At 44.2% G+C, this 13,346-nt stretch carries 13 protein-coding genes; 8 read left to right on the forward strand and 5 right to left on the reverse strand.

All coding sequences use genetic code 11. The features are described 5' to 3' along the window. Positions 1-105: 105 nt before the first annotated feature. Positions 106-1,893: an acyl-CoA dehydrogenase gene (locus FTT75_RS10135; RefSeq protein WP_180000399.1), complete on the reverse strand. Its 1,788-nt coding sequence runs from the start codon at positions 1,891-1,893 to the stop codon at positions 106-108. A 114-nt stretch (positions 1,894-2,007) separates the two neighbouring features. Here FTT75_RS10135 and FTT75_RS10140 point away from each other — a divergent pair, with 114 nt between their 5' ends. Beyond that, the gene (locus FTT75_RS10140; RefSeq protein WP_180186360.1) at positions 2,008-2,988 is read left to right on the forward strand and encodes a GlxA family transcriptional regulator; all 981 of its coding nucleotides are present in this window, start codon (positions 2,008-2,010) and stop codon (positions 2,986-2,988) included. 6 nt (positions 2,989-2,994) lie between these two features. Here FTT75_RS10140 and FTT75_RS10145 read toward each other — a convergent pair whose 3' ends face one another. Further along, entirely contained in the window at positions 2,995-4,197 is a 1,203-nt protein-coding gene (locus FTT75_RS10145; protein WP_180186361.1) for an MFS transporter, read from the reverse strand. Further along, positions 4,197-4,637, reverse strand: coding sequence for a MarR family winged helix-turn-helix transcriptional regulator (locus FTT75_RS10150; protein WP_064095350.1), 441 nt, complete (start codon positions 4,635-4,637; stop codon positions 4,197-4,199). Before FTT75_RS10150 ends, FTT75_RS10145 begins: the two co-directional genes overlap by 1 nt. 256 nt (positions 4,638-4,893) lie before the next feature. Here FTT75_RS10150 and FTT75_RS10155 point away from each other — a divergent pair, with 256 nt between their 5' ends. From FTT75_RS10155 to FTT75_RS15865, 3 genes are read left to right on the forward strand one after another with little or no spacing between them, the layout of a single operon-like run. After that, positions 4,894-6,339: a cytochrome ubiquinol oxidase subunit I gene (locus FTT75_RS10155; RefSeq protein ID WP_180186362.1), complete on the forward strand. Its 1,446-nt coding sequence runs from the start codon at positions 4,894-4,896 to the stop codon at positions 6,337-6,339. Next, on the forward strand, positions 6,336-7,340 hold the full coding sequence (gene cydB, locus FTT75_RS10160; protein WP_005097023.1) for a cytochrome d ubiquinol oxidase subunit II: 1,005 nt from the start codon (positions 6,336-6,338) through the stop codon (positions 7,338-7,340). The genes FTT75_RS10155 and cydB overlap by 4 nt, the downstream gene beginning before the upstream one ends. Before the next feature lie 9 nt (positions 7,341-7,349). After that, the gene (locus FTT75_RS15865) at positions 7,350-7,457 is read left to right on the forward strand and encodes a DUF2474 domain-containing protein (RefSeq protein WP_100328576.1); all 108 of its coding nucleotides are present in this window, start codon (positions 7,350-7,352) and stop codon (positions 7,455-7,457) included. A 67-nt stretch (positions 7,458-7,524) separates the two neighbouring features. Here the strand turns inward: FTT75_RS15865 and FTT75_RS10165 are convergent, their stop codons facing one another. Together FTT75_RS10165 and FTT75_RS10170 are read right to left on the reverse strand one after the other, a co-directional pair. Continuing rightward, positions 7,525-8,079, reverse strand: coding sequence for a thermonuclease family protein (locus FTT75_RS10165; RefSeq protein ID WP_005170726.1), 555 nt, complete (start codon positions 8,077-8,079; stop codon positions 7,525-7,527). A 221-nt stretch (positions 8,080-8,300) separates the two neighbouring features. Next, positions 8,301-9,218 (reverse strand): LysR family transcriptional regulator, encoded by a 918-nt coding sequence (locus FTT75_RS10170; RefSeq protein WP_074382731.1) that lies wholly within the window; start codon positions 9,216-9,218, stop codon positions 8,301-8,303. 92 nt (positions 9,219-9,310) lie between these two features. Between FTT75_RS10170 and FTT75_RS10175 the strand changes: the two genes are divergently transcribed. From FTT75_RS10175 to FTT75_RS10190, 4 genes are read left to right on the forward strand one after another with little or no spacing between them, the layout of a single operon-like run. Next, positions 9,311-10,552 carry an acyl-CoA dehydrogenase family protein gene (locus FTT75_RS10175; RefSeq protein WP_005097018.1) on the forward strand — a complete coding sequence of 414 codons (1,242 nt, stop codon included), beginning with the start codon at positions 9,311-9,313 and terminating at the stop codon, positions 10,550-10,552. A gap of 55 nt (positions 10,553-10,607) precedes the next feature. Then, entirely contained in the window at positions 10,608-11,729 is a 1,122-nt protein-coding gene (locus FTT75_RS10180) for a phosphotransferase family protein (RefSeq protein WP_100328578.1), read from the forward strand. Further along, a complete protein-coding gene (locus FTT75_RS10185; RefSeq protein ID WP_005097015.1) occupies positions 11,726-12,424 on the forward strand; it encodes a histidine phosphatase family protein in 699 nt (232 codons plus the stop codon). The genes FTT75_RS10180 and FTT75_RS10185 overlap by 4 nt, the downstream gene beginning before the upstream one ends. A 53-nt stretch (positions 12,425-12,477) precedes the next feature. Further along, on the forward strand, positions 12,478-13,221 hold the full coding sequence (locus FTT75_RS10190; RefSeq protein ID WP_100354797.1) for an SDR family oxidoreductase: 744 nt from the start codon (positions 12,478-12,480) through the stop codon (positions 13,219-13,221). Positions 13,222-13,346: the final 125 nt, after the last annotated feature.

Consider the following 13,346-nt stretch of genomic DNA (forward strand, 5'->3'; position numbering starts at 1 on the left):
CATTAATACTCCGCATTGAATGACTAAAAATTAAAGAGTCTGTTTCTAAACTCCTTAACTGATCAGCATTACTTCTTACAGCGCATTTTTATTTAGCTATGAACCTTAAAACCAGTCAGCTTGCATATTCCTGCAGCTATCATCAAAGTTCATCAGTAACTTGGCCTGATGTTCAATTTCAGGCAATTCCCAACGGATAAAATATTGGGCTGCCTGAAACTTGCCCGCCAAAAAGTCCTGATCTTCTTTTTGATCGGAATTGCCAAATTTAAGTTGTGCCTGCTGCGCCATGTCTAAGCAGAGCCAGGCAATCATGGTTTTTCCCATCATGTCTAAATAAAGCCCAGAGTTGGCTAATGCTTCATTGATTTGGCCTTGATGCAGAGCCTGACCTAAAACCTGGGTGGTTTTTTGCACGGTAGCCAGATGTTGTTGAAAGCTTTCTGCCAGTGCGACTAACTTGGGATTCTGAATCTCAGACAACGTATGCTGGATGCGTTGCATCAACAGGCTGAGTCCCTTGCCATTGTGCTGCCAGAGTTTACGCCCAAGCAAATCCAGGGACTGAATACCATACGTGCCTTCATGAATCGGATTGAGGCGGTTATCGCGGTAGCATTGTTCGACCGGATAATCACGGGTATAACCCGCGCCGCCCAAAACCTGAATCGCCAGATCATTGGCTTTTGGGCCATAGGCTGAAGGGAAGGATTTGACCACTGGAGTGATCAGATCAAGCAAGAGGGCACTGTCCTCATCATGTGCTGCCTGATGTTCATCAATCAGACGCGCCGCAAATAAACACAGGGCCAGTGATCCTTCGACATAAGCTTTTTGTGCCAGCAGCATACGTTTGACATCACTATGCTCAATAATATTGACCGGTTTGGAATCAGGCGATTTTTCATGTGCAAGACGACCTTGCGGACGGTTTTTGGCATAGTTTAAGGATTCCAGATAACCGCGATAGCCAATCATGGCTGCGCCCAAGCCTACGCCGACACGCGCCTCATTCATCATTTTAAACATATATTTTAAGCCATGACCTGCTTCACCAATCAAATAGCCTAAGCAAGCATCATTTTCGCCAAAGCTTAAAACCGTTGAAGTCGTTCCTCTATAACCCATTTTGTGCAGTAAACCAGCCAGCTGTACATCATTGGATTCACCTATAGAGCCATCTGGATTGGTTTTAAATTTCGGCACAATGAACAGGGAAATACCTTTGACCCCTTGCGGTGCATCCTGAATCCGCGCCAGAACCAGATGAATAATATTTTCGGTAATATCCTGATCACCACCAGAAATAAACATTTTCTGGCCTTTAATGTTATAAGTTCCATCTGCCAGAGGAATAGCTTTGGTCGTTAGATCACCCAGAGAAGAACCGACATTCGGCTCGGTCATGGCCATAGTGCCGGCAAAGCGGCCGCTCAACATATGCGGTAAAAATAGCTGTTTTTGTTCCGGTGAAGCAAAGGCTTGAATCAGATTTGCCGCCGCCGCAGTCAGAAAAGAATAGGCAACAGTTGAAGGATTGGCCGCCATAAAATAGGCATTGCAGGCCATATTTAATAAAGTCGGGAGTTGCATACCGCCATGTTCATAATCATGCTGGGCACAGAGCAGGCCGGCCTCGGCAAACTGCTGCCACGCCGTTTTGACTTCAGCAATGGTTTTGACCTGCTTCCCATCAAAGCTCGGTTCATGCTGATCGGCTTTGGCATTATGCGGGGCAAAGTAATCGGTCGCGATACCCTTGGCTGTATCTAAAATACTGTCAAAGGTATTTTTATCATGCTCCTGATAACGTTCCAGTTTTGTCAGAGCTTCAAGTTTGAAGACATCATAAAGTAGAAAATTAAGATCTTTATCATTTATTAGCTGGGTCACGGTACTGTCCTGAATGTAAAATCCTTAAGATAGCGCCAAGACTAACAGTTGCTTTTATTCAGCAGGATTGTCAATAATGACATCAAACAGGTAAAAAATGACAATGAGATCAAGATGCAGCGAGTTGTAGTTTTGGGTTTTGATGGCGCTCTGGCTTCTGCCATTACCGGTGTCGTCGATTTATTTGCCATGGCCGGTGTGAGCTGGAACCGCATTCAGCAGCAGGATGTACAGCGCCTGTTTAAAGTCAGTATTGCCAGTCCGGATGGACAACCGATTCGTTGTATTAATGGTCTGGAATTACAGGCACATTGTTCCTATCAAGAGATTCAAACTGCAGATATTGTGGTGGTGCCAACCATAGCTGCACCGATTCAGGATGTATTGCAACAAAACCCTGAGCTGATCCAGTTTCTAAAATCTGCTCATGCAGATTCGACCTTAATTGCTGGAAATTGCACCGGAAATTTCTTTCTGGCAGAAGCCGGTATTTTAGATAATCGCGTGGCAACGACGCATTGGGGCTTTCAAGATATTTTCCGGACGCATTATCCGCAGGTCAAATTGAATGCCGATCTGATGATTAGCCGCGACCAGAATATCTATTGCGCGGGTGGTGGCCTGGCCTGGTTCGACTTAGGTTTGCATCTGATTGAACGTTTTTATGGCTTTGAGGTGGCCATGCAATCGGCCAAATCTTTTGTGATTGATTATCGACGCGATAGCCAGCTGTCTTATTCCTTACTCAAGATTGGACAACCGCATCATGATGAACTGGTGCAAAATGTCCAGAACTGGCTGGAGCAGCATTTTCATGAGTCTTTTAGCTTGGATGATATCGCAACACGTTTTAATGTCACCACGCGTACCTTGATTCGCCATTTTAAACAGGCACTGGACTTGCCGCCGAATCAGTATCTGCAAGCGATCCGGATTGAAGCTGCACGCAAACGTCTGGAAGAAACCGATCAGGCGGTGGATGTGATCATGCAAAATATTGGTTATCAGGACCCAAGTTCATTTCGCCGTTTATTTCATAGAAAAACTGGCTTGACGCCGTTGGAATATCGGCGCCGCTTTAGCCGTCGCTTTTAGAAGTGTTTAATAAGAAGGTTGTATTTCCCCCGCTTTACGGCCATGCAACAGGTAATACCAGATCAGACAGCTGATGGTCAGTACAGCAGAGTACAGGTAAAGCTGACGATAACCGATCTGATCCAGAAGCATGCCGAGGAAATAAGGTCCAAAACCAAGACCGGCATCCAGGGCAATAAAGAAGGTTGAGGTTGCGAGTCCCATACGCTGCAATGTCGTACTTTTCACCGCAATGGTTTGACACACCGACTGGATATTACCAAAACCAAAACCAAGCAAGGCAGCACTGGCAAGTAACATCACAGAGTTTTGCGCCTGACTGAGTAGCAATATCCCCAGTGCCATAATCACAATGGCAGGATAGATAATGATATTTTCGCCTTTACGATCCATGAGCGGGCCGGTAAAAGGACGCGAAAGCAAAATGGCAAAGGCATACATTAAGAAAAAGAATGATGCTGCTTCGACCAGATTAATGTCTTTGGCATAAAAATGAATAAAGGACAGTACACCTGAGTAAGAAGTAGCCACCAGCAGTACAATCAGTGCAATCGGTAGGGCATTCGGTTCAATATACTGAGCCAGTTTGCTGGTGCTTTGCGAGGTAGAATCTGCTGATGAATGACTTGCCTTAAGGCGTGGTGGCTGGATGAACAAGCCACAAATCAGGCAGCTGAGCGCAACGATACTGGTAAAGATGAAAATAACCTGATAATTAAAATTTGTCATCAGCCAGATTCCGACAAAGGGACCAATCGCTGTGCCAAGGGTGCTGCTCATGCTGTAATAGCCAATTCCTTCACCACGCCGGGTGGCAGGAATGGTCTGTGCAATCACTGTACCCAGTACAGTAGAAGCCATACCCATCATAAAACCGTGTATCAGCCGGATCCCTAATAAAACCTCCAGCTTGGCTGGAATCAAATACAGTCCGGAAAAAAGAAGGAAACCAGTCAAACCAATAACAAGAGTATTTTTCAAACCTAGACGATTCAGTAATTTTCCAATCAATAATCGTCCAAATAACGTACCCACAATAAACAGACCGGATACCAGACCGGCTTGAGCAGTCGACGCACCTAACTCAGCAACCGAGTAACCGACGATGACAATCACTAGCAAGTAAAACACCAGAACCAGTTGAAAATTTACCAGACTGATCAGGATAAAGTTGGGCGTCCATAAAGGCGCTTCTTGTTCTTGGCTCATCATGAATTTTCCTGAGAATTAGGTTGTAACTGCTGAATAAGTTGTACCAGGGTGGTTTTACTTTTTTGCAGATCATTTGCCTCAATCTGTTCAAGTAACTGATCTTCAAATGCATCAATCTGCTTGGAACACATGGCAAAGGTTTCTATGCCTTGTTCACTCAGTTTGAATAGTTTTTGACGCTTATCTTCAGTTTCGATCTGGGCGATCAGATCCAGCTCCACCAGTTGCTGAATCCGCTTGGTAATACCGGGCTTCGACACATTCAAATAGCTTGAAATATCAACCAATGTACATTGTTGGTGGGCTTGAATGATGTAAAGCACTTGCCATAGGGAGTAATTGAGCTGAGAGGATAATAAAATAGTATTGATCTCATCACTCATGAGTCGTGCGCACCGCAACAACAAGGAACGAAATCTGGAAGTCTGATAGAACATATAGTTAACCTGGGTAACTAATTTTTGCTTAATTTACGCCTATTTGGGGGATTACACAAGTGGTCACCGTTCAATTAAATATTCACTTGCATATTTAATTAAATAGCGCTTACACATTGTTAACTTGAGTAAAAAATAACCGACAAAAGTCTACATATTGCCAAGCCAAATTAAGCCTAAGCTAAGACCAAGAAAAAACACTTCACTAATAAATCTAAGCAAGGCTCCTACAAATAATTATATATAGGTGAAATGTATGACCCTGGGTTTAACCGCATTAGAGTTAGCGCGAATACAATTCGCCTTTACTGTCTCTTTTCATATTATTTTTCCTGCAATCTCAATCGGATTGGCCAGCTTTTTGGCGATTCTGGAATGGCGCTGGCTCAAAACCCAAGACCCGATTTATCGGGATCTGTTTAAGTTTTGGGTGAAAATCTTCGCTGTAGCATTTGGGATGGGCGTGGTCTCTGGCGTGGTCATGAGCTATCAGTTCGGCACCAACTGGAGTGAATTCTCCCGGATTGCAGGTGGCGTGACTGGCCCATTACTGGCCTATGAAGTTCTTACCGCCTTTTTTCTGGAAGCGGGCTTTTTGGGAATTATGCTCTTCGGCTGGGGACGGGTGGGGCCACGTGCACACTTTTTCTCGACCTTGATGGTCGCGGTAGGCACCTGTATCTCGATGTTCTGGATTTTATCCTCCAATAGCTGGATGCAAACGCCGCAAGGCTTTGCCATCGAAAATGGTCTGTTTGTCCCCAAAGACTGGATCGCCATCGTATTTAACCCGTCATTTCCCTACCGTTTGGCGCATATGGCGATTGCTGCCTTTTTGGTTTCTGCATTGCTGGTGGCAGCCACAGCAGCCTGGCATCTTATTCAGGGCCGTCGTGATGCCTTGGTCAAAACTTCATTTTCCATGGCAATGTGGCTGATTCTGGCACTTGCGCCGCTACAGGTTTTGGTGGGTGATGTACATGGTCTAAATACGCTTGAACATCAACCCGCCAAACTGGCGGCAATGGAAGGTCATTGGGAAACCAATCATGATGGCGGCATGCCTTTATATCTGTTTGGACTGCCAGATATGCAGGCTGAGGAAACCAAATATGCCATCGCCATTCCTAATCTGGGCAGCTTGATCCTGACACATTCCATGGACGGTACTGTCACCGGCTTAAAGGATTTTGCACCTGAAGACCGTCCTAATTCGGCAATCGTGTTCTGGAGTTTTCGGATCATGGTCGGGCTAGGAATGTTGATGCTACTGCTGGCAATCTGGGGAGCATGGTCACGTAAAAAAGGCCGCTTTTATGAATCCCGAGGATTACATCGGTTTGCCCTGATTATGGGGCCTTCCGGTTTTATTGCCATGCTGGCGGGGTGGTTTACGACGGAGGTTGGCCGTCAACCCTGGGTGGTGTATGGCATCATGCGTACCAAAGACGCCCTATCGCCGGTATCGGCAGAGCAGGTAGGCTTGACCCTGATTATCTTTGTCGTGGTCTACTGTGTGGTCTTTGGCGCCGGTATTTATTATATGTTACGACTCATGCACAAAGGCCCGGAATTTATTCATTCTACACCCCCACATGAAATTGATAGTGATGTGATTCAGGCATCTCGCCGGCCATTGAGCAGTATTCGCGAGAGTATTGAGGAGGGGGCCGATAATGCAGATCAGGAGAATAAAAAATGATTGATTTGTCATTGATTTGGGTGGTGATCATCGCCGTTGGTGTCCTGATCTATGTCATTCTGGATGGTTTTGATCTGGGCATTGGCATTCTATTTCCGTTTTTTCCGCATCAGGATGACCGTGATGTGATGATGAATACTGTTGCGCCTGTCTGGGATGGCAATGAAACCTGGATGGTATTGGGTGGCGCAGGTTTATTTGCAGCATTTCCGCTGGTCTATTCCACCGTATTATCTGCACTGTATATGCCGATCATCCTGATGGTGATTGCGCTGATCTTCCGTGGTGTTGCTTTTGAATTCCGTTTTAAGGCCAATCGCAGTAAACATTGGTGGGACAAAGCCTTTATTGGTGGTTCTGCGCTGACCAGCTTCCTGCAAGGGGTGATTTTAGGCGCTTATATTCAGGGAATTGAAACCCGAAATGGCATTTATGCGGGCGGCGGGCTGGACTGGTTGACACCATTTAGCCTGTTTACCGGTCTGAGTGTCATGGTGCTGTATGCTGCCTTAGGCTGTGGCTGGCTGATTTTTAGAACGGCCGATCAGTTACAAGACCGTATGTATCAGCTGATGCCAAAAATGATTATCGCCTTATTGATTATCCTGGGCGCTGTCAGTATTTATACGCCGCTGACTCATCCGCAGATTGCGGAACGCTGGTTTAGTCAGCCACAATTTATGTATCTCATGCCCGTGCCGATCTTAGTCCTGTTATTTACCTGGCTGGCTTTACGTGCCTGCAAACAACGTAAGGAACTTAGCCCATTCATGTACATGCTGGTGCTGGTTTTTCTGGCCTATACCGGATTTCTGATCAGTCTCTGGCCTTATATCATTCCACCGTCAGTGACCATCTGGGAGGCGGCAGCGCCAGAAAGTAGTCAATTATTTACCTTAATTGGTGCTTTATTACTTATTCCAATCATTCTGATTTATACCGGCGTGTCGTACTGGGTATTCCGCCATAAAGTGCGGGTCGGGGATGATGGCTATCATTAAGGAGCAACAATGAAAGGGAAGCAGATATTATGGTTTGTGGGCCTATGGATTTTAGGCTTCGTTACTCTGGCTTTAATTGCAGGCGCATTCAGGTTTTTTGTCCATCTGGCGTATTAATTTAAAAATTAAAAAGTGATCTGGCGAGCCGGATCACTTTTTAATAGCGAAGAGAAATCAGCAAAGATTAGGATTTTACCTGTTTTCGATACACACTTGGGCGTACAGGTCGGCTACTTTTCCAGAGTCCTTTTTTCTGTTTTTTGGCTTTGTTTTGCAAGTCCAGCATATAGCGTAAATGGTTTTTATCTTTAATATAATCTTCGTAGACCCATGCTGCGCCGCGTTTCACGATTTCTTCATTGATATTTTTACGATAGCGGTAAACGACGCCGACGCAGCGACCATAACGGTCAATATCTGTAATTTTCACGCGAACTATTTTGTTTTTCACCATGCTTTTAACTAGACGCTGTGACTCTTTGCCATAGCTTTGGCTGGATTCTGGCGCATCCACATAGGCAAAACGTAGTCTGGTTTCAGAACGTCTAATATTGAAACGGTAGCAGGTGAGGGTATCCCCATCGCTAACCGCCTTAACACGACACCAGTATTTCTGTCCTTTTTTAAAGGGACGAAATATATCCTTGAGGTAAATGGTGAGTTTGTGCAGCAAATAATAGGAAAAGCATAAGGCAAATAAACCCAGCACAATTTGCCAGGTGGGAGAAAGAGGCAACAAACTAAAATCCAGATCATCAAAAGAAGCTGTAGAAGAACAACAGCAAGCAGATGCATGATTGTAGAGGAAAGCCCCAAGCACTAGAGTTCAAAAGCTAAACAGTCAGTGTTTCATTTTGTATTTATAAATAGCCTAAGCAATTTAGGTTGAGCCTGACATTTCAGGCTACAATACCAACCATTAGAATAGCCTAAGCAAAATTCATATCTACTTAAAATAGCCTAAGTAAAAATGTTATTAATTTCGCTTCGCAAAAATTGATGTCTCTTATTTTCCTGTAAATCTTTGTGCCAATACATTCCCATATTAATCTTAGGCAGTTGCACAGGCACTTCAAAAAAATTCAGAATTTTGGCTATCTGTAAATGTTCTAAGATATTGCGTGGCATAGTCAACATCGCTTGGGGATATTGCTCCAAAATTTGCAACGCAGTTGAATAATGCTGACAGCGTAAAAAAATCTGTCTTGAAAGCTGCTTACGGCTCAAATACAGATCTTCAATTAAGATACCTGTACGGCGAGATGATACCCCTATATGTGGGGAGGAAAGATAGGATTGTTCTGAAATTTTATTTTGCTGCGTACAGACGACAAATTCATCTTGTACTAAGGGTTCAAACTGAATTTTATCTCCCAGTTTTTGCTCAAGATCCATGACAAAATCGACCTGCTGCGCCGCCAGGTCAGCACTGATATTTTTACGATCCAGCTTGATGCTACTAAACTGAATATCCAGATTCATTTTCTGAAAATGTGCCACCAACTTTGGAAAAATCATTGGTTCAATTTCATCATGTACGGCAATTTTTAAACTTTGCACCATATTTGGTTGAAATTGTTGATGCTGAATAGAAATACTTTGAATCGTCATCAGGGCATTTTTAATGGCGGGATAAATCTGTTCAGCAAACGGCGTGGGTTGCATTTTTGCACCAAAACGTACGAACAGATCATCCTGCAACTGATTTCTGAGCCGCTGCAAAGCGTGACTAGCAGCAGATTGGGTGATACATAATCGCTGTGCTGCTTTAGAAATACTGTTCTGTTCAAAAATAGCGACAAAAAGTGGATATAAATTGATATCTATACGATGGAAAACACTCATATCCATCAGTGTTTTATTATGAATGCTATGCATGATGAGCTATGGATTAAAATCATTTTATTCATAATAGTTTTTAAGTTAAGGTCTTGTAAAGCAGAATACAAAATATCCAGAGGGAAATAGCCATGTTTGAGTTATCCGCACGCGCGCAAGACTATGTTGAACGAACTAAAAAATTTATTAAAGATGAAATCGAAGCTGTTGAAGCCGATTTTTGGCAGCAAGTGCATGAGTTAAATCAAGGCAGTGACTGGACCAAATGGCAATGGCCGACTGAACTGGAAACTTTAAAAGCCAAAGCCAAAGCAGCAGGGCTGTGGAATATGTTTCTGCCATGTCCTGAACTGGGCCAAGGTTTATCAGTCAATGAATATGCTCATATTGCCGAGCTTTCGGGCCGTAGCCTGATTGCACCGACCGTATTTAACTGTAATGCGCCAGACAGCGGCAATATGGAAGTCCTCTGGCGTTATGGCTCTGAAGAACAGAAACAGCAATGGCTTTTGCCATTACTTGAAGGCAAAATCCGTTCTGTATTTTGTATGACTGAACCGGCGGTGGCTTCTAGTGACGCGACCAATATGCAAGCAACGGCGGTCATCGAAGGCGATGAAATTGTTCTGAATGGCCGTAAATGGTGGTCATCAGGTCTGGGCGATCCTAATGCCAAAGTCATTATTTTTATGGCGCATACGCCAGATGAAAGCAAAGACCGTCATCATCAGCATTCCATGGTTCTGGTTCCTGTCGATACGGCGGGTGTGAAAATCGAAAGAATGTTACCGGTATTTGGCGACTATGATGCACCGCATGGTCATGGTGAAGTCAGTTTTGAAAATGTCCGCGTTCCAGTTGCCAGTTTTATTGGTGGTGCCGGTCAAGGCTTTGAAATTGCTCAAGGTCGTCTCGGGCCAGGCCGTATTCACCACTGTATGCGTTGTATCGGCGCTGCGGAAAAATCTTTGGAGCTGATGATTGACCGCGGTATGAGCCGGACTGCCTTTGGTAAAGAAATTTTAAAACTGGGAGGCAATCTGGAACGTGTTGCTGAAGCACGGGTCGCGATTGATCAAGCACGTCTTTTAACCTTGTATGCAGCCTATAAAATGGATACTTTAGGGAATATGGCGGCTTTGACTGAAATCTCGGCCATTAAAGTGGTTGCGCCAAGTGTATTAGAAAAAGTAGTAGACATGGCCATACAAATTCACGGTGGTGCTGGTGTCTCCCGTGATACGCCACTCACCGGATTCTTTGCTCAGGCACGTGCCCTACGTTTGGCGGATGGACCAGATGAAGTGCATAAAGGTATGATCGCAAAACTGGAACTGGCTAAACGTGGTTACAGTACACGCCATAAAAAATAAGCTTAAACACGATATAAAGTTTGAAGACATTTGAAAAAGAATTGAAGGAAAAATTATGGCAGTTATTGATGTCGGTGGATCGGTTCGTGCAGGTGAGGAACTGGATGTTCAGGCTGTAGGAAACTGGCTGATTGGGCAGGGCGTTCAACTTGAAGGCCCGGTCGAAGTTACTCAATATTCGGGTGGCGCATCGAACTGGACCTATCGTCTGAAATATGACAATGCCGATTTAATCCTGCGTCGTCCACCCAAAGGTACCAAAGCCAAATCTGCCCACGACATGGCCCGTGAATTTAAGGTTCAGCACGCACTTTCCGAGTTTTATCCGGTATTACCAGAGATGGTGGCACTTTGTCAGGATGAATCCGTGATTGGCTGCGACTTCTATGTGATGAAACGCATTGAAGGCATTATTCCACGCGCCAATTTACCCAGAGAACTGAATTTTAATGAAGCTCAGGTACGTGAACTGTGTATTAACGTCATTGATAAGCTGATTGAGTTGCATCAGGTGCCTTATGTGGGTACTGAACTGGAGAAATTAGGCAAAGGCGAGGGCTATTGTTATCGTCAGGTAGACGGTTGGGATGCACGTTATACCAAAGCCAAGACCTTGAATGTGCCATCTTTCAGATATGTCCGTCAGTGGCTTAAAGACAATACCCCGGCGGATGCTAAAACCTGTCTGATTCACAATGACTGGCGTTTTGATAATGTCATTTTAGATCCAAACGATCCGACTCAAGTCATTGGCGTTCTGGATTGGGAAATGGCGACACTCGGTGATCCATTGATGGATCTGGGTTCAGCTTTGGCTTACTGGGTTGAAGATACGGATAATGCAATTTTTAAAGCCACACGTCGTCAACCCACCAACTTAAAAGGCATGTTTAGCCGTAAAGAAGTGGTGGATTATTATCTGGAAAAAACCGGATTAACCCCTGAAAACTGGACCTTCTATGAAGTCTTTGGAGTTTTCCGTTTAGCGGTGATCGCGCAGCAAATTTATTATCGCTATTATCATAAACAGACCAATAATCCTGCGTTTAAAGATTTCTGGATTGTGATTCACGCCTTGCATATTCGTGCGCTAAAACTAATTGGCCGCCAGAAAATTGAGGCCAATGATATTGCACAGAAATATATGACCAAATTTAAGGAGTTGATGCCGAAATGACGACGATTTATTTAATCCGCCATGGACAGGCGTCTTTCGGTGCAGAAAGCTATGACAAACTTTCGCCAAATGGTGAATTACAAGCCAAATTATTGGGTCGCTATTTTGATGAAATTTTAAAAGAAGCACCTTATGTGGTGGCAGGCTCCATGCAGCGTCATCAACAAACGGCGCAATTGGCCTTGGCTGAATGTTTTCCTGAAAGTGAGCCAGTTACAGATTCAGCCTGGAACGAATTTAATCATCAACAAGTCTTTGCTCAATATGAGCCACGCTTTAATCAACCTGAACTGTTGAAAGAAGATGTATCGCAGCATGCCAATCCACGCGCCTATTTAAGTAAAATTTTTGAAGGTGCAATTGAGCGCTGGACTGGCGGTGACTATCACCATGAATATGAAGAATCCTGGCCAGATTTCAAACATCGGGTGGAAACGGCATTGCAGCATTTGTGTGATGATCTGGCTGAAAAGAAACCGCGCTATGCTGTAGTGTTTACGTCGGGCGGAGTCATTTCGGTTGCTGCGGGCAAAATTCTCGGTTTGTCTCCGAATAAAACCTTTGCTCTAAACTGGGCAATTACCAATACCAGCATGACCACGCTACGTCTGGTAGGCAACCAACCCCAGCTATTAAGCCTAAATGAACATCATTATATTAAAGCGCAACGTCCGGATTTATTGACCTGGATTTAAATCTGTACCGCAAATCTGATCGCTTAGAAAAATAAAGGAATAAGGTAAAACACATGGCAAAAACAATTTTAATTACTGGTGCAAGTTCAGGAATTGGTGCAGGTATGGCACGCGAATTTGCTCAGAAAGGCTATAACCTGGCCATCTGCGCGCGTCGCCTGGATCGTTTGGAAATACTTAAACAAGAGTTGGAGAGTCAATACGGCATTCAAGTAATTGCTAAAACTTTAGATGTCACTAATTATGATCAGGTCTTTGACGTATTTCGTGCTTTTAAACAAGATTTTGGCACGATTGACCGGGTGATTGTCAATGCCGGAGTTGGTGAAGGCCGTCGTATTGGCAAGGGAAACTTTGCCATTAATAAGGCCACAGTTGAAACCAATTTTATTTCGGCCTTGGCGCAATGTGAAGCAGCAGTAGAGATTTTCCGGGCGCAAAATTCAGGCCATCTGGTCATGATTTCTTCAATGAGTGCCATGCGCGGTATGCCTAAACATTTAACCGCTTATGGTGCAAGTAAAGCAGGTGTTGCACATCTGGCCGAAGGGATTCGTGCCGAACTGATTGATACGCCAATCAAAGTCACCACAATTTTCCCGGGCTATATTCGTACCGAACTTAATGAAGGCGCCAAGAAACTGCCATTTGAAGTGGATGAAAAAACCGGATCGCGTTTACTTGCTGCTGAAATTGAAAAAGTGCCAGTAAAGGCTTATGTGCCAAAATGGCCATGGCTGCCATTGGGTCTGGCGATGAAAATATTGCCGCTGAAATTGGTGAATAAATTAGGCTAAGATTTAAAATCTAAAAGCTCCATAAGGGGCTTTTTACTTTTCTAGAACTTCAGAAATTTTTTTGCTGGTAATTTCACTTGAAAAAATTGCTTTGCAAAGTCAACGCTAATGCTGGCGTTATCAAA

The organism is Acinetobacter sp. YH01008, from assembly GCF_013420435.1.
Lineage (GTDB): Bacteria > Pseudomonadota > Gammaproteobacteria > Pseudomonadales > Moraxellaceae > Acinetobacter > Acinetobacter pseudolwoffii.